At 40.9% G+C, this 21,729-nt stretch carries 19 protein-coding genes; 4 read left to right on the forward strand and 15 right to left on the reverse strand.

The window, feature by feature from the left end; translation table 11 throughout:
- Positions 1 to 168: 168 nt before the first annotated feature.
- Positions 169 to 2,676 (forward strand): zinc-dependent metalloprotease, encoded by a 2,508-nt coding sequence (locus N6H18_RS02705; RefSeq protein WP_262310298.1) that lies wholly within the window; start codon positions 169 to 171, stop codon positions 2,674 to 2,676.
- Between the two features lie 54 nt (positions 2,677 to 2,730).
- Here the strand turns inward: N6H18_RS02705 and N6H18_RS02710 are convergent, their stop codons facing one another.
- Complete coding sequence (locus N6H18_RS02710) at positions 2,731 to 3,438, reverse strand: SDR family oxidoreductase (protein ID WP_262310299.1); 708 nt, start codon at positions 3,436 to 3,438, stop codon at positions 2,731 to 2,733.
- Positions 3,439 to 3,597: 159 nt separating this feature from the next.
- Here N6H18_RS02710 and N6H18_RS02715 point away from each other — a divergent pair, with 159 nt between their 5' ends.
- Together N6H18_RS02715 and N6H18_RS02720 are read left to right on the forward strand one after the other, a co-directional pair.
- Positions 3,598 to 4,326 carry an MlaE family ABC transporter permease gene (locus tag N6H18_RS02715; RefSeq protein WP_262310300.1) on the forward strand — a complete coding sequence of 243 codons (729 nt, stop codon included), beginning with the start codon at positions 3,598 to 3,600 and terminating at the stop codon, positions 4,324 to 4,326.
- Positions 4,327 to 4,328: 2 nt separating this feature from the next.
- Entirely contained in the window at positions 4,329 to 5,084 is a 756-nt protein-coding gene (locus N6H18_RS02720; protein WP_262310301.1) for an ABC transporter ATP-binding protein, read from the forward strand.
- Between the two features lie 405 nt (positions 5,085 to 5,489).
- Here the strand turns inward: N6H18_RS02720 and N6H18_RS02725 are convergent, their stop codons facing one another.
- Positions 5,490 to 5,837: an endonuclease domain-containing protein gene (locus N6H18_RS02725; protein WP_262310302.1), complete on the reverse strand. Its 348-nt coding sequence runs from the start codon at positions 5,835 to 5,837 to the stop codon at positions 5,490 to 5,492.
- Between the two features lie 23 nt (positions 5,838 to 5,860).
- On the opposite strand from N6H18_RS02725, the gene N6H18_RS02730 reads away from it, so the two are divergent.
- Positions 5,861 to 6,103 (forward strand): hypothetical protein, encoded by a 243-nt coding sequence (locus N6H18_RS02730; protein ID WP_262310303.1) that lies wholly within the window; start codon positions 5,861 to 5,863, stop codon positions 6,101 to 6,103.
- On the opposite strand, the gene N6H18_RS02735 is transcribed toward N6H18_RS02730, so the two are convergent.
- From N6H18_RS02735 to N6H18_RS02795, 13 genes are all read right to left on the reverse strand, one after another.
- Positions 6,100 to 9,594 carry a hypothetical protein gene (locus N6H18_RS02735; protein ID WP_262310304.1) on the reverse strand — a complete coding sequence of 1,165 codons (3,495 nt, stop codon included), beginning with the start codon at positions 9,592 to 9,594 and terminating at the stop codon, positions 6,100 to 6,102. The genes N6H18_RS02730 and N6H18_RS02735 overlap by 4 nt on opposite strands.
- A gap of 59 nt (positions 9,595 to 9,653) precedes the next feature.
- Positions 9,654 to 13,229 (reverse strand): sensor histidine kinase, encoded by a 3,576-nt coding sequence (locus N6H18_RS02740; protein ID WP_262310305.1) that lies wholly within the window; start codon positions 13,227 to 13,229, stop codon positions 9,654 to 9,656.
- A gap of 73 nt (positions 13,230 to 13,302) precedes the next feature.
- Complete coding sequence (locus N6H18_RS02745; RefSeq protein ID WP_262310306.1) at positions 13,303 to 13,623, reverse strand: DUF983 domain-containing protein; 321 nt, start codon at positions 13,621 to 13,623, stop codon at positions 13,303 to 13,305.
- Positions 13,624 to 13,654: 31 nt separating this feature from the next.
- On the reverse strand, positions 13,655 to 13,909 hold the full coding sequence (locus tag N6H18_RS02750) for a hypothetical protein (RefSeq protein ID WP_262310307.1): 255 nt from the start codon (positions 13,907 to 13,909) through the stop codon (positions 13,655 to 13,657).
- Positions 13,910 to 13,922: 13 nt separating this feature from the next.
- The gene (locus N6H18_RS02755; RefSeq protein ID WP_262310308.1) at positions 13,923 to 14,495 is read right to left on the reverse strand and encodes a DUF420 domain-containing protein; all 573 of its coding nucleotides are present in this window, start codon (positions 14,493 to 14,495) and stop codon (positions 13,923 to 13,925) included.
- 1 nt (position 14,496) lies between these two features.
- Positions 14,497 to 15,084, reverse strand: coding sequence for a hypothetical protein (locus N6H18_RS02760; protein ID WP_262310309.1), 588 nt, complete (start codon positions 15,082 to 15,084; stop codon positions 14,497 to 14,499).
- A gap of 57 nt (positions 15,085 to 15,141) precedes the next feature.
- A complete protein-coding gene (locus N6H18_RS02765) occupies positions 15,142 to 15,471 on the reverse strand; it encodes a cytochrome C oxidase subunit IV family protein (protein ID WP_262310310.1) in 330 nt (109 codons plus the stop codon).
- A 17-nt stretch (positions 15,472 to 15,488) separates the two neighbouring features.
- Complete coding sequence (locus N6H18_RS02770) at positions 15,489 to 16,235, reverse strand: cytochrome c oxidase subunit 3 (protein ID WP_262310311.1); 747 nt, start codon at positions 16,233 to 16,235, stop codon at positions 15,489 to 15,491.
- Between the two features lie 18 nt (positions 16,236 to 16,253).
- Positions 16,254 to 16,835 (reverse strand): cytochrome c oxidase subunit 3, encoded by a 582-nt coding sequence (locus N6H18_RS02775; RefSeq protein WP_407692838.1) that lies wholly within the window; start codon positions 16,833 to 16,835, stop codon positions 16,254 to 16,256.
- Positions 16,832 to 17,725 carry a heme o synthase gene (gene cyoE, locus N6H18_RS02780; protein ID WP_262310313.1) on the reverse strand — a complete coding sequence of 298 codons (894 nt, stop codon included), beginning with the start codon at positions 17,723 to 17,725 and terminating at the stop codon, positions 16,832 to 16,834. The genes N6H18_RS02775 and cyoE overlap by 4 nt, the downstream gene beginning before the upstream one ends.
- Positions 17,718 to 18,788, reverse strand: a complete 1,071-nt coding sequence (locus tag N6H18_RS02785) for a COX15/CtaA family protein (RefSeq protein ID WP_262310314.1) — start codon at positions 18,786 to 18,788, stop codon at positions 17,718 to 17,720. Before N6H18_RS02785 ends, cyoE begins: the two co-directional genes overlap by 8 nt.
- A 3-nt stretch (positions 18,789 to 18,791) precedes the next feature.
- Positions 18,792 to 20,633, reverse strand: a complete 1,842-nt coding sequence (locus N6H18_RS02790; protein ID WP_262310315.1) for a cytochrome c oxidase subunit I — start codon at positions 20,631 to 20,633, stop codon at positions 18,792 to 18,794.
- Positions 20,634 to 20,643: 10 nt separating this feature from the next.
- Positions 20,644 to 21,699, reverse strand: a complete 1,056-nt coding sequence (locus N6H18_RS02795) for a cytochrome c oxidase subunit II (protein ID WP_262310316.1) — start codon at positions 21,697 to 21,699, stop codon at positions 20,644 to 20,646.
- Positions 21,700 to 21,729 lie beyond the last annotated feature (30 nt).

Here is a 21,729-nt window from a genome sequence, read left to right on the forward strand (position 1 = left end):
GATTATATGAGTAGACAAAAATAACGAGCTTGTTGAAATTATTGAGTGCATTCCTTGACAATGTGTAGTTTAATTACCGTTCATCCTGTCAAACAGCTATTACACAGATACTTCTTGAAGTATTTGTTCACAATCTGCTATTTTAGTTTAAAATAACAACTCCACAATATGAAAAAAATAATTACACTGATTCTGGTCATACTATCGATTGCTACGCTCAGTATTTGTCCTACTCAAGCCCAAAAAAAGAAAGGGAAAAAACAAGAAGAGACTAAAAAAGATACAAAAACAATTTCAGAACTGATCAATGGTCATCAAAAATTGGCAGGTCTCTTTGAGTTTTACCAAGATACGGTCTCTGGGGAAACAAAAATGTTGATCAAAACAGACCAAATAGGAGAAGAATTCATCCATTGGTACTACATTGAAAATGGTGAAGTATCCGTCTCAACATTTAGAGGTGAGTTTCTTGATTCTAAAATCATTAAAATCAACAAACATTTTAACAAGATTGAAATCGTTTCCTTGAATACTTCCTTTTATTTCGATCCTAATAATGCACTAAGCAAATCCCAAGATGCCAATATCAGCCAAAGCATACTATTCTCAGGTGAGATATTGGGAGGAAATGAAAAAGAAGGTGGCTATCTCATAAAATCTGACCCTTTGTTTCTCAAAGAAATTTTAGGCATTGTTGACTTCACTCAATTTAGGGAAGAACCAAAGTCGTTCAAACTAGGTACATTGAGCGACAGCAAAACCAAAATTCAATCTATCAAAAACTATCCAGACAATACAGATGTAATCGTAGAGTATGTATTTGAAAATAAAAAAACTAACCTCAATACTTCTAATGCACTCGCAGACTCTAGAAATATTAGTATCAAAGTACAACACTCGTTGTTGAAAATACCTGACAATACATATACGCCTAGGTATGATGATCCACGGGTGGGTTACTTTACAACCAAGGTAGATGACATGACTAGCACGGATGCTATTACCTACAGAGATCTAATTCACAGATGGGATTTACAAAAATCTGACAGTACAATGTCTGTCTCAAAGCCTGTCACACCTATTACTTGGTGGATCGAAAATAGTACACCTATGGAATTTAGAGAAACCATTAAAGAGGCTGTTTTAGAATGGAACAAAGCCTTTGAAGCAGCTGGCTTTAAGGACGCCATAGTAGTGAAGATACAACCAGACGATGCACAATGGGATGCTGGGGATATCAATTACAACGTATTGAGATGGACATCCTCTCCCGAACCTCCCTTTGGTGGATACGGACCAAGTTTTGTCAATCCACGAACAGGTCAAATTTTGGGTGCGGATATCATGCTAGAATATGTATATCATACCAATCGTGTCAAATATTCCAAACTCTATGAGCAAGACATACCTAATGGCCACATGATATGTAGCGCAGGACATCATTTTCAAACCAATACTATGTTTGGATTGAGCACGCTCAAAGCTACTGGTGCGTCTGACTTAGAGATGGAAGGGCTAAAAAGAGAAGCAATGAAAGAACTTGTCATGCACGAAGTAGGTCACACCTTGGGACTCAATCACAACATGAAAGCCAGTCAAAGATTTACTCCTGATGAATTGGCAAATAAAGAATTGATCAAAAACCAATGTTTGACTGGCTCTGTCATGGATTATACAGCTATCAACCTCACCAAGGATAGAGCAAAACAAGGTCAATATTATTCTACAACAGTAGGCCCCTACGACATTTGGGCAATTACTTACGGCTATCATTATGATGGTAGTCCTACTAGTTTAGATCAGATATTGGGACGTTCGACAGAACCAGACCTGATATTTGGAAATGATGCAGATGATATGCGAGCGCCTGGAGTGGGTATTGACCCAAGAGTAATGGTCGGAGATTTATCTAATGACGTTATCGGATATGCAATCAACAGCATAGAAATCTCAATGACAACCATGGGACTACTTAAAGAAAAGTTTAGTACACCTGGAGAATCCTATGAAGAACTAAAACAAAATTTTGGAATTCTCATGAGAGCCCAGAGCAACATGTGTGCTAATATTTCAAGATTCATAGGTGGTGTCTATGTGGACAGATCCATGGCTGGACAAAAAAAAGCTGCTAAACCTTACACCCCAGTAGCAGCAGCAGAGCAAAAGAGAGCACTCAATGCACTCAATAAATATGCCTTTTCTCCAGATGCTTTCAGTGCTCCAAATGAATTGTATAATTATCTAGCGACGCAGAGGCGAGGATTCAATCTGTATGGAACAACTGAAGATCCAAAAATACAAGAAGACATTCTGAATATTCAGAAAGGTATTTTGAATCAAATCATGCACAAAAACACACTGCAAAGATTGAGTGACAGCTACCTATATGGCAACACGTATAGCCTATCAAGTTATATGAATGACTTGAACCAAATAATGTTTGGTATAGAAAAGAACAACTCCATCAACACGACTAGACAAAACTTACAGATTGAGTACACCAAAAGACTGATCAATATAGTGGATGATAAAAGTGATTATATCTCTGCTGCCAAGTCCATGGCTCTTTACAATCTGCAAAGTATCAGAAAAATGACCATGAACTCTACTGATCTTTCTACTCTAGCTCACAAACGCTACTTAGACTTTATGATTAGTCAAAGTTTGGACAAATAGAATCAATTTAACATCTCATAAGAATAGTATCCATGTTCTTATGAGATGTTTCAATCAAATATCTCCTAATTGAGGTCTGATCACTATATCTTCAATGACTGTGCTATGGGAAAGTCGGTGTGCAGACCAGATTGATTCTGCCACATCCGAAGATTTGATAAAGCGCTCCTCTGGCAAATCCACTCCCTCCCAACTAGCAGTCCATGTTGCTCCAGGTAAGATGGAGATTACTCTAATCCCCTTTTCTTTAAGTTCGTGTCTCAAATTTTGGGAAAAACCGTAAAGTGCAAATTTGGAAATGCTATATGATCCGCCATTATCATAGGCCTTAAGACTCGCGACCGAGCAGATATTGAAGATGTCTCCGCTGGATTGGGCGACCATGCTAGGTACCAACCCTCTTGTCAGATGATAGGCACTGTACAGGTTGGTTTGAATCATGAATTCCAAATTACCATCCTCCTCTTGGCTAATTTGCCCTGGGATGAATGCTCCTGTATTATTGATCAATACATCAATACTTTTAGAATTGGTATTGACCCAGTAAGTAAAAGAGTCAACATCTGATCGCTTGGACAAATCAGCCTGCATCCATTTGATATGCACATTAGAAAACCGCTCTTTGATATCTTCTGTCAATTTTTTAAGATCTGACTCACTCCTTGCACAGGTCAATACCTGATACCCCTCTGAAGCAAAGCGCTCAATGATTGCTCTCCCGATTCCCTTCGTCCCACCAGTCACTACTATAGTTCTACTCATAGCAACAAAGAAAATAGAAAAATGTACAAACTACCAAGGACAAGACTGCGTCCTAGGTTTATGTTCGTCATCAAAATGGATTTTTCGTCAGACTTGACCACATAATCCGACATAGTTGATTTAAAATTATTATTTTGGTGACATAATTAAACAAAGTGCATGCGCAGTTTCGGAAAGTTCATCCTGTTTATTTCTTCTATGTTTGCAAGGCGAGAGTCATTTATGACTTATGTCCGTCTCACATTCGAAGAATCAACCAAAATTGGAGTTAACTCCATAGTACTAGTAGGTATTGTCTCCACCTTTATAGGTGCGGTGACGACCATACAGACAGCCTACAATCTAGTCAGTCCCTTCATACCCTCCTATGTGATTGCAATGGTGGTGAGAGACATGACCGTATTGGAGCTAGCTCCTACCGTCATGGCGATCGTGTACGCTGGCAAGGTCGGATCCAATATCGCTGGTGAACTCGGCACAATGCGGATCACGGAGCAGATCGATGCCTTGGAAGTAATGGGTATCAATGCTACATCCTATCTCGTATTACCTAAAATCATAGCCTCGTTGATCACCTACCCTATGTTGGTTATCCTTTCTGTATTTCTATCTTTGGTAGGGGGCTATTTGGCAGGTACACTCGCTGGAGTGATCTCTCCGACAGAGTACGTTTATGGCATCCGATTCGAATTTGTAGAGTTCAATATCTTCTTTGCCTTGACCAAGGCTTATGTCTTTGCTTTTCTGGTAGCGGCCATCTCTGCGTACAAAGGTTTCTACACCAGCGGCGGGGCACTGGAGGTCGGCATAGCCAGTACTGCTGCTGTGACCAATAGCTGCATAGCCATACTCTGCGCGGATTTTCTCCTCACCAAACTGATGCTCTAACGATGATAGAAGTTAACCATTTGACTAAATCCTTTGACGGAAAGGTAATCCTAGAAGACATCTCTGCCAAATTTAACCAAGGTCAAACCAACCTCATCATTGGTGCTAGTGGTACTGGCAAAAGTGTCCTACTCAAAAACTTGGTCGGTCTGATCGCGCCAGATTCTGGAGAAGTCCTCTTTGATGGGAGAAATTTTACCTCCGCGGACAAAGATCTAAAAACGGATATCAGGAGAGAAATCGGCATGCTCTTTCAGGGAGGTGCATTGTTTGATTCCAAAAATGTGGAGCAAAACATCATGTTTCCTCTCGATGTCTTGACAGACATGACCAAAGAAGAAAAGCTGGAGCGCGTCAACTATTGTCTGGACCGTGTAGGTATGACTGACGTCAACAAGAAAATGCCGTCAGAAATCAGTGGAGGCATGAAAAAAAGAGTTGGTATCGCCAGGGCCATCGTCAATCACTCCAAATATCTATTTTGTGATGAACCCAACTCTGGATTGGATCCCCAAACCTCGATCCGGATCGACAACTTGATCAAAGAAATCACCGAAGAACTCAATATCACAACTATCGTAGTGACACATGATATGAACTCAGTCATGGAGATAGGAGATAACATTATTTTCCTACACAAAGGGCACAAACTATGGGAGGGCAATAATGAAACGATATTTGATGGTGATTGCACAGAGTTGCAAGACTTTATTTTCGCCAACAAATTGATGCGGGCCGTAAAAAAGAATAGAGGTTAACCACTGGGGGTGTAACCTCTACTCCTGAACATAATAAACCTATAATCTCTATACCAAACTTCTATAAAGCAAACCAATACACGCCAAGCATGGTGCAGTAAGAAATTATCATCGCCACTAACCTCTTCAATCTCCAAGGAAGATTATAGCCATTTTTAACTAGGGTAATTAAAGTTGTCATAACGTTTATTAATTAGTGATATTCGAAGTACCGCATTCTAAACTGAACATCATAATTTATTATATGAACCATAATAGATACTCGATAAGTACCCAATATTCGGCAATAAACGCTTTTTGAGAGTTGATAGAGCCTCACTGATTTAAACTATCTGAATTAGAATTTATGGCATTTAACCTGAGTTCGATTCTGAAAGATGGTTCATAATACACAAGAGGACACTATTAATTTGTACCCCGCTGGCGGGGGCTAGGGGGTGGAACTTGTGCATTCTTCTCGATCCAATCAGCGATGCTCTCGCGGACGTGTTCTATGTTTTGCAGCACCTCTTCGTCTCCATATCTCAACACCGTAAAACCTTCGGATCCTAGTTCCTGTGTTCTCCTTTGATCCTTAATATAAACTCCCTCATAGGAATGTGTGATGCCATCAATTTCGATGATGAGGTTTAGTTCTTTGCACATGAAATCAGCAATGTAATCGAGTACAGGTCTTTGTCTTCTAAATTGATAGCCCTTCATCATCCTTGCTTTGAGTACGTATTTCCATATGCAGGCTTCCGCCTTGGTCATGTCTGATCTTAGTGTTTTTGCAAATGGCTGAAGCCGCTTGTTGTAATGACTGTTGTTTTGCATTGGGTTGGGTTTTAGTAGCTTCAATTTACGAAAAATCCACCCCCTACCCCCGCCAGCGGGGGAAATCGTTTGAATTGATTGGTTTTGATCGTAACCTGAGTTCAATTCTGAAAAAGGGCAAAATTAAAATCAACATTGATCCAAAGGACAGAAAGGCCCTTCAAGGGTTTTCTGTCCAGATCATAGACAAAACGAATGGTTAAAAAAGGGCCGTTACTTGCATCCGTCCCATGTGGATGGCATCACTGGTGGCTGATTTCCTTCCCTCATATCCGAGGCTAAGTTGCAGGCCTGCAATCAGTTTTTGACTGTAGCTCAGTTGCCAAGTATAGTTGTCTCCGGGCTGGAGTGCATTGAGCAGTTCGTAGGCCGCAGCGGTATCGATATCACCATCAAAATCAATCTTCGTATAAGCAAAATTGGCTGTCAGTGCATTTTGGGAACCATTGGACCAGCGAGTTTCTGATTTGATACCGTTGAGAGACGAGTTTTCTTTGTCTGTCCCCTCTTGGAGGTTGACCTTGCTCGTATAATTATAGGTCAGCGTTTGACGAAAATTGTTTTTAGGCTGCCAGACTATGCCTGGTGACAACTCATGCGTTTGGATGAGGTAATTCCTGTCTTCCTGAAACTGCGAAGCATTTTGTTTGAGTTTGTCTCCCAAAGCCAATACCAACATCCACTCGCTACCCAAGTGATAGCGGATGTTTGATACCCAATCCTTAGAATGTCTCGATTCAATCCCTCGTGAGATTAGCTGCTTAGAATTGCTCGATGCATAGGTCACATCCAATCCCAAGCCCTTACCGCTGCGGTTATAAAACATGGTACTGCGTACACCATCGCGCAGATAGACAATATTGACATCATCGATCTCCAATGTGAATGGATTGAACCTCGAATCAAACGAATCATCAGTAGTCTTTTTGTTGATATTGATACTTGAATTGTTGGAGAACTTGCTCAGCCAACCTTTGAATCCAGAAGCACCCTGCCAAGACTTGGGCATGGTAAAGTTTAGACTGAAAGTAAAAATCGTGTTGAACGCATCCACAAACTCGCTGGTGGGGACAAACACCTTGATGTAGTTTCTCTCATCAAAATTGATAGCCTCAAAAAACTCAGTCAAATCCTGTATTCCATCTTTGTTTAAATCACGCCATGTATGTGTTCCCTCTCCAGTAGCAACCTGGACGTAAATAAATTCTCTCAAAATCTCCCTGCTGCTGGACGTAGTGTAGGACAAATCCGTTCGTATTTGATTCTTGAAGAAACTCCCTCTATAATTGAGGTTTCCTAATATCAAATTTTCATCCTCCAATGCCAAAGAATCTACCTGATAAGCCAGTGTCCTGTAGGTGAAATTGACTCCCAAGTCTTGCCCTTTGGCAAAACTACTGGTGACTTGTGCCCTAGCTGTTTTGGACAAGCTATAGGGCAAGAGCTCCCCTTCTACAATGGCGTTGTCTTCTCGCAAGGTATAGTCGACCCTATACCTGGTCTTCAGAGTATCATTGCTCCTGAGATAGAGCTGATGTGAGGCATAATTCATCGCCGTACTGAGCAATGAATCTGTATGGGCGTTGCTGATTATATTTCTATCGGATTCAAAACGATAACCAGGCACAACAAAAAACGGATCAAAAAATGCTTCGCCGTACCACCGCTTCCATCTGGATTTTTCTGTCCAACTCTCATTTTCCAAATCAAAGTAGCCTCCTGACAATTTCAACCCAGCCATACTTTTCTTTAGCTCTGTATCAATCTGATAGCCATCAATCACATGTTCCTTTTGTCGATGTGATACATTGGCTCGGAGCAGGTTGTATTGATTTTTTTCTGCCAACAATGCCACATTGGCTATATGGTCACTCGTATGAAAAGTGTCCGCTGTAGGATTGTAACTCCAGTTGCGGTCGTACTCTATGCTCCTGTAGCGGTCAATGGGCTTAAAGTCTCCCCCATCATATTCATAATCCATGGTAGCAGACAGCGTATACCCAGATGATCCAATAGGCTTTTTACTCAGTTTCAATCCCGATTTGAAAGCCCAGTCCATGTTGTCCTCATTGTCTAGGTCTGAATACAAGTTTTTGTCCTGATTGGAAAATGCTGCTTCAGTAAACCAAGTCATGTGTTTGCCCAATTTCACATCTGCCCCTAGCATCAATAGCTCCTTTTGGTTGGGAGCAGGAACGAAACGAACCGCGGCATATTCGCCTTGTTGCGTACCCGAGATGGGAGAAAGCCATTCGTACACTCTGCCGTTGACATCATTTTGTACCACTGCATAATCCCCCTCGCCGAGCCCAACATTGGAATAGGTCACACGATACAAAGTGACTGTGGAGTCTCGTGAGTACACAAAGATGGATTGAGGATTGCCGTCTATATCTACAGTATCCCGCTGCTCATAGAGTACCAAATCGGGATTATAAGCCGCATCCACAGCACCTGGGATAGGAATGGGTAATTGGTCATCAGTAGCCCAACTCATCTGCTCCTGATCCGCTGCAGTCAGGGTAAAGGCCAATGGCTTGTTGCGGTTGTCTTTCTCTCGATAGTATCCAGCTCGGACAGTCGTCCGCCCTAGCTCGATTTCTTGCTGTGCTGCGATGATTGATCGGCTATAGTTCTGATCAGAATATTCGAAAGTCACCCGAATTCTCGAAAACTGCGTAATCAGCACACTCGGGTTGAATGTAACCTCTCCCAAATTGTAATCAATCACATAGTCATGGTTAAAGCCTCGCTTGAGCAACTGCCCATCCAAATACACACTCTCTGAGTTGGCCAATACGACCACAAAACGCTGACCGTCTGGCCCTGATAACTGGTAGGGGCCTTGGAGTCCTTCCTCAGCTTTGACTGTGATATCAGCAAACTGCCCTTTGGCAGCTGCTATAGCCAGGGTACTTGATGCTTTGTGCTTGTCATTGACACGGTAGTTTATCTTGGCCTGTCCTCCCAGTGCATTTTTGTAATGTCGCAAAAAGTATGAGTTACCATTGCGCAGCACCACATCCCCAGCCAAGACTGACAAATTCTCATTGTAGATTTCGAAAGTCACATTGTCAAATTCTCTGACTTGTTGGGTATTTCCTTCTGGCTGAAAAGGCACATTTTGATCCGTGATATCCGCTCTGATATTCAACTCCTCCGTCAACTTGCCTTCCATCTGAAAATTGAAACTAGATAGTACATTGACACTTTGGGAATTGCCAAATGACACTCCTCTAGTCAAGCTACCCGTCTTGTATATATCTGGTGTTGAAAACAATTCTTCCTTCTGATAGCCCATGGCTGAGGGTGGTTTGGCAGCATAAAAACTGACCGTAGAATCGTACACATCCATGGATTTGTGTCGCAGCACTTTGGACCTATTGATCGGAAAGCTACGGTAGCATAGCTCCCCCTGGTAGCTCGTCTCAAATGTCAAAACAGTCTGCCCTCCATCCATGCTATATGTGACAGGCGGATCCAACTCTATACTGGCAGGGTCAATAATCAAGCTATCTGCAAAATGGTACTGGCTGCCATTGATTGGTACACATGTTTTGTTGCTTTGTGCTAAGACGGGGAGTTGTACCCAACTCAACATCCACAAAATACCATACCCCATCCTCGTGATCGTACTCTTACGAAAAGTCAGCTGACCCAAGTCCCTCAGATATGATAATGGTGATTTTTTCAACAGCGCCTAGTATAGCTTTACAACAGAGAACAGACGACTAAAATTACAGAATACGTGGCTTATTGAACTGATTTGGGATTGAAGTTATCCATTTGGATGAAAAAGGTCGCTCCGACTCCTTCTTCGGAGTTGAACCAAATGCTGCCCCCAGCATGTTCGATACCACGTTTGGCAACTGCCAACCCGATCCCTGATCCTGTATCTTTGGTACTGAAGTTAGGGACAAAAATTTTGTCACGAATATCCTCGGGAATCCCATCACCATAATCCATGAACGAAATCAAAATTTTATCATCTTTTGATTTCAATCTCACCTGCAGCCATGGATTTTCTTTGTTTTTCATGGCTTGAAAGGCATTCAGAATCAAATTGTTGAATATTCTTCCAAACAACTTTTGATCTCCCAATACAGTATGATCTCCATCGTCGATCTTTAGTTCGATTCGTTTGTCTACATGCAATTCGATAGATTTTTCCAATACATACCCTATGTCAAATGGCTCTTTCAAAGGCGTAGGCATTTTGGCAAAGTGACTAAATGAAGTCACAATCTCGTCGAGTGTATCGATCTGACTCAGCAATATGTCCAATGACTTTTTATCCTTCCCTTCCTTGCTCATAATCCGTTGCAGGTGCTGGATGGTAAGTTTCATGGGTGTCAATGGATTCTTGATCTCGTGCGCTACTTGTTTAGCCATTTCTCGCCAAGCGGCTTCTTTTTCGTTTCTGGCCAATTCCTCTTTGGTAGCTTCTAGTTTACTCAACATGTTGTTGTACTCATGTACCAGTGTGCCTATTTCGTCATCCGATTCCCATTCTATGGGCTGATTGGCTTGTACAAATCCTGTGTCATGCAACCTATCTGCAATGATCATGATGGGCTTGGTCAGACGTGAGATCACGTAATAGGCAATCCCAATAGACACCATAAATACAAAAGTAAAAATGATAATGATGTTGGTAAAGACGATCAACTGCTGTCTCTCCAAATGACTTTTTGATCCAAAATAGGGAGCTGCCAAATATCCCAAAACACTGCCATCGTCGGGTGAATTAATCCCTACGTAAATCGTTTTGTAAAGAAATGACCCTATGCGTTCATCCATGGCTACCTGATCTTTCTTCTGATTGGCCAAGACCTCAAAAGCCTGTGGATTCAAATATTCTGAGATAATACCTGATTCAAATATCTCTGGTGTACTGGAAGCCATCAACTTACCCTTGGTGTCATAGACATTGATATCCATCGAGGCATTGGTCGCCAACTCTGCGACACTGTTTTCAAACTCCTCTTTGCTACTCACTTCTGTCTCGTATTCGATGAAATTATCGTTGAGATTTTCTGCCAGCAAGAGGGTACTTCTCAAGTTGGTTTTATCGATTTCCTTGCGATAGGAGTTGTCGGTAGATGACAAGATCGCCGCTGCTACGAGCAACAATGGAATCACAAATGACCCTCCCGTAAAGATCAATATCTTGGTAGAAAAATTCAGACTTGTCCTGCGATCACTGATCAGATAACGTGCTCCTCCTATGATGCTGGTCAGCATCAGTAGAAAAATAAATAAGAAAGAAAAGTTAGAAACAATATCACGTGTATTGTAGAGCGGTGCAGACACCACGGTCACTTGGTCGCCCACCAATGCTGCAAAATGTCGGTAACCGTGTCGATCCAATCCCCGATTGTAGAGACTCTCCCTTTTGAGCCATTCCATGTCAAAATCCGCCTCATACGAATAATTCCCTGACACATAGATGAACTCACCATTGGTGATCATGGCATAATCATAACTCGTAGTAGATTTGATGCTTCGATCGAGCAAAAGCTGTGGCAGTACTCTTCGCGACGAAAACTTCTTAAGTTGCAATTCGATCTCTACATATCCATTGACATCACCATAACGCTCCACTTCGGTAAAACAAATGTAGCGTTTGCGTTTGTTGATGTCCATTTCACGGTCATAAAATACGTTTTCATAGGAGGTCTGAAATTCCTGAGCACTGTACCTCTTCTTGACCCGGTTGATCGACATGCCTCTGTATTTTTTGGACATCCCGATACCATTCTTATCAAAGAGGTGAATATTGATTTCGTAATCACTGAAATAGGTATTCAAATATGTACGCTGTATTTTTCTCTCGATGCTCTTTAGTTGACTCTGAGGATTGAGCATCTTGCTATTGACCACCAAATCTTGCTTGATTTGACTGAGGATGTTGGATAGCAAATATTCCCCCTCAACATCTCGATCTACTTGTAGATAGGTTGCAAATTTTTGCATCCTATATAGATCATTTCGCTCATAGGATTTATAAATCTCAAAAGCTCCCCCAATAGAAATAATCACTACCGTAAATAATAAGTAATTGATACTTTCAAACTTCAGCGCCTTGAGGCTTTGGGGCATATCAAAAACATAGAGTCCTAAAATGTACACTACATTTAATCCGAAGGCGAGAAAAAAATTAGTGTTCCAAGCCAAAAACACAAATGACAGCAAACCACAAATCACATGGGTTCTTTTCATCGACTGAATCGATGACTTGAGAGAAGACAACGAGTGATATGCCAAATAGTGAACGCTAAAAAAAATAACTGACAGTACACCGATGAGCAAGTATGCAGTAAACCGCTCCAAAGTGAAGTTCATCGTCTCGGCGATATCCAGAGATATCTGTGAATTGCCCAGCAGCAAACTGATTGAATTCAATATGGCAAATAAGGCTCCATAACTAAAAAACAAGAGAACCGTCCCCAAGGCAACATTCAAGCGCTTAGACAACGACAACCTAAATTTCCGTCCATAGAGTATAGCATATACCAGTAGCAATGCCACGATGGTAAAATTGATCAGGCTATCACCCAAAGTATCGTAGAACCAATTGTAGGTAAAAGTGCTTTGCTCAAAAATGCTTAATTTGACAAAGGAACTCGGCAACACTGTGATGGTCATCACTGCCCTTATGACCAACAAGAATACACCCAAACCAAAAAATCCATAGAGGAATCCCAGCTTCACATTGATCCAATAGGAAAATTGAAAGCCCGAAATGAGGATACCCAAAAATAGAACAAAGAGCAGTCCTGTGATGATGGTATTGACCTGGGTATTGTAATAGGTATTGCCACTGCATTCAATGCTGAAAAGCTCTTCATCAAGGTACTTGATCGGAATCGAATTGGACTCGTCCGTGATCTTGACGTTGTGACTGATGATGTCCCTGTTGTAGACATCTTCCAAATAAGTACTGGATTGATTGAATTTTCTTCGAATGCTGATCATCACGACCACATACACTTCTTGGTCCTCTAGTGTGATCCGTTTCTTCTGATACAAAAATTCCCCCTGCTCATTGGCGATGATGTATTCGCTGGTTCGAAAGGGGAAATACTCGAATGGAGGAATATAAGAATTGTCTGTCCAGTACAATACATCACCTCTCACATTGTAGAGGATGTAATCCAGATCACCTGAGAGTTCTGATGTCTTTCCTTGTTCAATGAGACTTACTCCCTGATTGATTTCAACGAGAGCCTTCTGCACAGATTTGGTAATATCCGCAGCAATTTGTGCTTCATCCTTTTGAGAATAGGTGAACAGCCCTGCGAGAATCAATCCCGAGAATGCTGCCAAAGCAGCTATAAGCTTTATGGTTTTTGAACTGAAAATAGGATGACGTGATTTATCTCACAAAATACACAAAGAATTACTCTTTTGCATATTTGGAATCAAACCTTATGCCACCAAATATGTGAAGAAAAATAGCTCTGGAATATCGGTACATCAATGGCCAAACAAGCCCGACTACACCCAACAAGGTGATCATATACACCCATAGTTCTGGATCATTGAAAAAATTGAAAAGTACAAAGCCTACAACGAAAGTAATCGCCACCGAAAAAGCATAGCTCACAAACATTGCTCCGTAATAAAAACCTGGCTCTGGTTCAAAAGATTGCTGACACACCGCGCAAGTCGGGAGCATCTCTCTGTCATACCACTGTTCAAAAAGCTTGGTTTTGAACATGTGTCCTTCCCTGCATCTCGGGCACCTGCATTCAAGCAGCGCTTGACTTGAACTTATTTTTCCCATGTTTCTTGTATTTATAAAACCAGATAGCTCCTACTATCATAATAGCCAAATAGGGTGTGACAAACAAATACATGATACCAAAATTCAACCCCTCCGCCAATGCCAACTCGCCATTGCTGACATTGTTGACAATAGTCGTCTTGCACATCGCACACTGAGCTAGTACTTCACTGCTCCTAGTGATGAGCATTGTGACGATAAGGAAGAGAATCTTTTTCATGTCCATATAAGAATTAAAGTGGATAATACGGACTAGCCATCCAATAGACAATAGGGCCAGTCACGGACACATAGAGCCAAATCGGCCATGTAAATTTCACGATTTTTACGTGCTTTACAAAGTCTTGAGCCAACGCAAAATAAAAAGCTAGCAGCACAAAGGGAACAACAACAGCAGAAAGCATAATATGCGACAACAGCAACGTAAGATATGCCGTCCGCATCCCTCCAATAGAGTTCTCCTCTACCTCACTCAGCACCCCGTCCATATTTGCATCCCCAAAAATGACAGAATCCATTGTGGAATGATAAGTCACATACGCCAACAAAAAACACACACCCAAAAAAAGCGATAAAGACATCGCCAACTTGTGCAAGGCAATGTTTCCTCTCTTTGCCATCACTCCGCCAAAAATCAACAACACTGCTGTAAGGGAGTTAATGGTCGCGTTGAACCTAGGAATACTTTTTAACCACTCATAATCGGCTGATATTTTGTACGGCGAGTATATCAATACTGCGACCAAAGCGGGAACTACTACCGACAAGGTAGCAACAACAATCATGGCAACTTTCTTATTATTCATTTCATTCATTCAATAAAATATAAACTTCGGTATTTAGCCTATCAATATCCTCTAGATCGGATGGATTGAAATACCCTCTTATTCTGTCTTGTTCATCAACCAACACCAATTGTGGGATTTGTTGAAGTATGCCCTCAGTAGACAAGGTAATATGCGAGATCAACTGGCAAGACGAAAATGCTGTTATCACAGATGCTTCCGCACGGATGTATTGAATCATGGGGTAACCTTCAATCCTCTGAATCGAATCCTGTGCATACAGAGAAACCAACTGGATCCTATCCTCTCCCATGTACTTCATCAAAAAACTCATGAGGTTGTTGCGTTCGGATCTAAAACGCGCATCGCTCAGCAAGCCAAAATCATACAGGGTAGTTTTGCGCTTGATCAATGAATCTATTGCCACGTTGGGCTCTACATAATATTGCTGAGGAACCATAATCCGACCACAGGTAGTCAGGGTATCTAGTCCTGTCTGATAGTAGACTGGAATTTCAAATTTGTTTTCACCAAACCCCTGTAAAAACAAATAAACTCCCGCTGGCAAAAACAGCAACAACGCTAAGGCAATTGATTTGAATAATTTCATAGATCAAAAAAAATGCCGTCGTAAAGGACGGCATGTATTCAATGTTTTATTATAAAATCAAGCCCCGAATACCGCTTGAAAAATGGCTTCTCCTTGAATCAATAGAGCCAAAATAAGCCATGCTACAAAGATGAGTGGAGCGATGATCGCCCAAATCAATCCCTTTTGCTCATGAGACAAGTGCATAAACTCACCTATGATATAAAATGCCTTGAAGATCGTCAATACAATAAAGATGGAAGTTTTGAGCACTCCTGCATCCATTGTAAATGCAATGATAAACTCAACTACAGTGGTCAAAAACAGGATGCCAGTTACCATCCATATCTTCTTGATCTTCGCTTTATCTGCCGGAATTACATCCAACCCTTTAATTTCGTGTTCCATGTCTTATATCAATTTTTTTATACCAAGTAAAAGAAGGTAAATACAAATACCCATACCAAATCTACAAAGTGCCAGTACAAACCGACTTTCTCTACCATCTCATAAGTGCCTCTTTGCTCAAGCTTGCCTACAGTCGCTTGATAGAATATGATGAAGTTCAATACCACACCACTGAATACGTGGAATCCATGGAATCCAGTAATAAAAAAGAATAATGCTGCGAAATTAGGAGGTCCGTATTGGTTCAATGACAAATTAGCACCATGGAAGAACGATCCATCCAAAAGCTTGCCGCCTTCTTCAGTACCATGGATAAAGTGCATCCATTCCCAAGCCTGACACCCTAAGAAAGTCAAACCACCAAGAATCGTCCACAACATCCACTTCTCAACAGCTGCTTTGTCATTTCTATGCCCAGCATCCACGGCCAATACCATGGTCACACTACTCATAATCAAGATAAATGTCATGATACCCACAAAAACCAAAGGCAAATGGATGCCATGCAAGAATGGTACGGCATTGAATACCATCTCTGGGATCGGCCAATATTCTTGAGAGAAAACATAGTTTTCTAGTTCACCATCGAAAGCAGGGTGTGCAAATCTAATCAGACCATACGCCACCAAAAGTGATGAAAATGTAAATGCGTCAGACAGCAAGAAAAACCACATCATCAGTTTTCCATAACTCACCTTCAATGGCTCGGTTCCTCCGTTCCAAAGATTTTCATTGCTATCTACTACTACCGCCGTTCCAGCCATGATATTATCTAGTTTTAATTAATGATTAAGTGTCAAAAATAAGTATAAATACAACCAAAGTCCACCTAAAAAATGCCAATATGTTGCACACATTTCCATTTGAACCATGCTCTTTGAATGTACCTTGTATTTGAATGCCGAAAAGGCAACTATTAATAGAAAAATTACGCCTGTCACTAGGTGAAACCCATGCACACCTGACAGAACATATACAAACGAACCAGCAGGATTACCTACAAAAAAGACCCCTTCTGCAACCAACTCCTGCCATGCAATCAATTGCCCTGTTAAAAAGCCCAACCCTGTCAAAACAGTCAAAAACAAGAAAATTCGAAGTTTCTTGATCTCATTTCTCTTGCCAGACAAGTAGGCCATATGCATAAACACACTACTCAATATGACTATACCCGTAGTAATGTCAAACATAAAAGGTAATTCGAAATCTAACCAAACACCACTTGACTGCTTCACTACATACGCACTGGTTAATGCTGCGAATAGCATCACGACCGACACGATAAACAACCACAATGCGAATTTTTGTGGATGCATTCTAAATGAAGAGCCTGTATTTCCTTTTACTGCCAATTCCATATCTATATTTTATCTAGTAAAAATGCGATTTGCACAATAGGCAAATACAAAAATGAACCAAACATGATCTTGAGCGCCGCCTTGTCAGAGTAATCTCTCATCAAACTAAAGGTTTGTGCCAAAAACGCGGCTCCACAGATCGTCGCTACAATCGCAGAATTGATTCCAGTGATTCCAAAATAAGCCGGCAACAACCCCAATGGCAATAGAAACAAGGTATAAACCATGATATTAATCGCCGTATTCAAATCCTTTTCGCCCTTATTCGGTAGCAGTTTGAATCCTGCCTTTTTATAATCCTTGTCAGATACCCATGCAATCGCCCAAAAATGTGGGAACTGCCAGATAAATTGAATTCCAAATATGATCAGTGCTTCATGGCTAATCACACCAGTAGCTGCTACCCAGCCCAACAACGGAGGCAATGCCCCAGGTATAGCACCTACAAATACCGCAATCGGTCCTACTCGCTTCAATGGTGTATAGACAAAACTATACAACACAAACGAGATAAATGACAGCACAGTGGTCAGTATGTTGGTAGTAAAATACAATAAACTAAGACCAGCTACCCCTACCAATATTGAAAACACTACTGCTTCCTGCACAGTAATTTTACCAGTAGGCAAAGGTCTATTTTTCGTTCGATCCATCAGACGATCATATTCAATCTCTATGATTTGATTGATCGTAACCGAAGCCCCAGAAACCAAAAAACCTCCCAGTGAGAGCAACAATAAGATTGGCCAGTTCACAGCAGATGGTGATGCCAATATATATCCAAACCCAGATGAAAATGCCACCAAAAACGAAAGTCTAGGTTTCAACAATTCCACATACGAATGTACTTTATTCATACCTATGGTGGCCGCTTGACTACTTACTCCTCTATGCATCTGATTTCATTAAGTCAACTGACCGTTCAGTGATTACTAAATATAAAAAATACTGCAGTCCAAAAATAACAATAGCCAACAGCAGATGTACAGGTTGGATGAAATAAGGGAGTGCGAAATATGACAAAACAACTCCAGTCCCAATCTCTAACATCACCAACAACACAAGACTCCACACCAAAAATTTTGAAATAGACAAATTTTTGACACTCTTGCTCAATCTGTATATCAAAAAAACATGTACAAACAGAAGTAAAATCGAATAAGATCTATGGATATAAAATACTATCCCCAAACTCTCAATCCAATTCCAGCGATTGTCCTCCCCCAGCCTAGTCGCTATCAAATCCACAGCTTCTCTGACTTGAGTACCTAACAGTACCTGAGCAAAAAACAAAAACATGCAGAAACGAATCAATCTGCGAACTTTGAATGGTTTATAATTGACCACTCCGCTGTACTCATGCTTACTTGTTTCAAAACGCAGGTAAATCAACAAAGCAATCAATGCTATTGCCAATACCATGTGAAAAGTGATCAAACCAGGAAGTAAATTAGTACTCACCACAAGCGAGCCAGTCCAACCTTGAAAAACCACCAAAATCAATGCGGCGAATGATAAAAAAACCACTCGCTTATAGTCCTTGAAATAAGCAAAAGAAAAACCAAAACAGAGCAAGATCAAAAAACCTATCAATACGCCAACGAGACGATTGAGGTACTCTATCCAGGTTTTGGTAAAGTTAAATTCCTGCTCGGTCTGAATCATTTCACCCTCGACTACTTCCTTTGCCAACTCGCTTAGACCTATCATGTTCAAGACTGACGCCAAACGCTCATTCTTTTGAATCCGTTTTTGGACATAAATCTCTTTATAATCAGCAGGAAGCTCACTCACATCGGATGGTGGCACATAGTTGCCAAAGCACTTTGGCCAGTCTGGGCAACCCATGCCAGAACCCGTACTACGAACAATGCCGCCTACTAGTATTAAAAAGTAAACGGCAATGATCGTAATTAAATTAAGTTTTCTAAATAACCCTTTTTTAGGTTCTTTTTTCATTCACTATACCTTTTCATTCTTAGCTTCTTCGGCTTCATGAGGCAGGTTAGATTCAGGTGTATGAGACAACGGAACAGTCTGAGGAATAAAATCAGCTTCTGATCCAGGCTTGCTATAATCATATGGCCATCTGTACACTGTAGGAAGTTCTCCTGGCCAGTTGCCATGTCCAGGTTCTCTCGGAGTTGTCCATTCCAATGTGTTAGAATTCCATGGATTCAATGTAGCTTTTCTACCTCTATATATGCTGTAGAAGAAATTAAATAGGAATATAAACTGAGATCCAAATGTAATAATCGCAGCTACAGTTACAAACATATTCAAATCTGCAAAATCAGAGAACGCATCAAAATTGGTGAACGAATAATATCTTCTAGGGAATCCTGCGATACCGATGTAGTGCAATGGGAAGAAGACCAAATAAACCCCAATAAACGTCAACCAGAAGTGAATATATCCTAGTTTTTCATCCATCATTCGACCAAACATCTTAGGGAACCAGTGGTAAATACCCGCTACCATCCCAAAAAATGCCGAACTACCCATCACCAAGTGAAAGTGAGCAACCACAAAATAGGTGTCATGCAAGAAAATATCTAGCGCTGAGTTGCCAAGGAAAATACCCGTTACACCACCAGAGATAAACAAGGAAACCAATCCGATTGAGAACATCATAGCTGTAGTGAATCGAATATTACCCTTCCACAAAGTAGTGATATAGTTAAATGATTTGATCGCGGATGGTACCGCAATAATCAATGTCAAAATCATAAAGATAGACCCCAAGAAAGGACTCATACCTGTCACGAACATGTGGTGAGCCCACACAACGAAAGATAAAACACCAATACCCATCAAAGACCCAATCATCGCTCTATATCCAAAGATTGGCTTTCTAGAGTTAGTTGAAATAATCTCAGAAGTAATACCTAATGCAGGCATAATAATGATATAAACCTCAGGGTGACCTAAGAACCAGAATAAATGCTGGAACAGAATAGGACTACCGCCAGAGTTAGGAAGTGCCTCGCCTCCGATAAAGATATCAGATAAGTAAAAGCTGGTTCCGAATGATCTATCAAACACCAACAGCAAAGCTGCGGCAACCAATACCGGAAACGACAAAAGACCTAAAATAGCCGTTAAGAAAAATGCCCAGATAGTCAATGGCATTTTGGTAAATGACATCCCCTTTGTTCTCAAGTTGATCACTGTACTGATATAGTTGATACCACCGAGCAACTGAGAAGCAATAAAGAATACCATAGATACCAACCAAAGAGTCATACCAAGCCCTGACCCAGAAATGGCTTGCGGCAATGCACTCAATGGAGGATAAATAGTCCAACCACCTGCAGCAGGTCCTGTAGAAATGAAAAGTGAGATGAACATCAAAACACTAGACAACATAAAGAACCAAAATGACAACATGTTCATGAAACCAGACGCCATATCCCTAGCTCCTATCTGCAGTGGTATCAAGAAATTACTAAAAGTACCACTCAATCCAGCAGTCAATACAAAGAATACCATAATGGTACCATGCATCGTGACGAGTGCCAGATAAAATTCTGTATCTATTTTGCCAGCCTCGGTAATCCACCCTCCAAGGATTGGTCTCAACCACTCCAAGTTTAAGTCAGGAAAACCCAATTGCAATCTAAAAATGATAGAAAGACCACCACCAATGATTGCCCAAAAAATACCAGCCATTAAAAACTGCTTACCAATGACTTTATGATCTTGTGAGAAAATGTAATTCGTCACAAAATTGCCATGATGCTCATGTTCATCATGTGCCGCATGATCTACATGCTCATCTAATTGTACTTCAGTAACCGCCATATCTCTTCTATTATAGGGAAGTCTCAGCTTCCACAATCTCTTCTTTTACTGCTACCGCCTCAACAGGACTTGTAGCATTTAAATTCGCTAAATAATCTGGATTCTTTGACAACCATGATTCCTGTGAAGCTTTCCACTTCTCGTATTCTGCTGGTTCGTCCACTACTATCGTAGCTCTCATCGCAAAATGCCCTTTACCACAAATCTTGTTACAAACCAATTCATAAGTAAAATCAGGGTTTCCTGTCTCGGCTGCCATATCTGCAGTAGACTTGGTAGGCACAAACCAAAACTGTGTTGGCATACCTGGCACAGCATTCATCTGTAATCTAAAATGTGGTACATACACACTGTGAATTACATCTCTTGCTCTGATTTTGAATAGCACAGGTTTTCCTTTAGGAATATGAATCTCTCTTGGAAGAAAGTCATCTTTTGCAAATTGGTTGGTAAAATCTACCCCCAACTTGTTGTCTGTATCAATCAAACGATAATCGAAAGGTCCCAATTTACCATCAGCACCTGGATATCTTGATGCCCAAGCATACTGATACCCAAATATCTCAACTACCTCAGCATTGTCAGGAGCCTGATCGGTGATCTTGACCCATGCTCTGAAGCCATCAAAGATCAACAATGCCAACACGATCGCTGGAACCACTGTCCACAAAAGCTCCAATTTATCATTGTGAGGATAGAATCTAGCCTTCTGACCTGCCCTGTGCTGGTATTTGAACGCAAACCAAAACAAAACAATATGTGTAAGGATAAAAGCAACAGTAGTTACCGCAGTAGTGATCCAAAATAATTTAAAAGTAACTTCTCCGTGTTCTGAGGCTACCGGTACAGTGTATCTGTCAAACTGAGTATAAGAATACCCGAAGAACAGCACAATACCAGCTACTAAGAAAACAAGAAACAATGCAGCATTGATCTTATTACTCTTCCCTAAAGACTCACCATCTTTATTCCCTCTTACTACTTGTACCAGCGTATGGGCTCTGAATATGGTAACCAAAATGGCTCCAATCAGAATAACCGATACTAAGATTACAAAATTCAGCATGCCTATGATTTAAATTTTAATTTCCTACTT

The organism is Reichenbachiella agarivorans, from assembly GCF_025502585.1.
Taxonomy (GTDB): Bacteria; Bacteroidota; Bacteroidia; order Cytophagales; family Cyclobacteriaceae; genus Reichenbachiella; species Reichenbachiella agarivorans.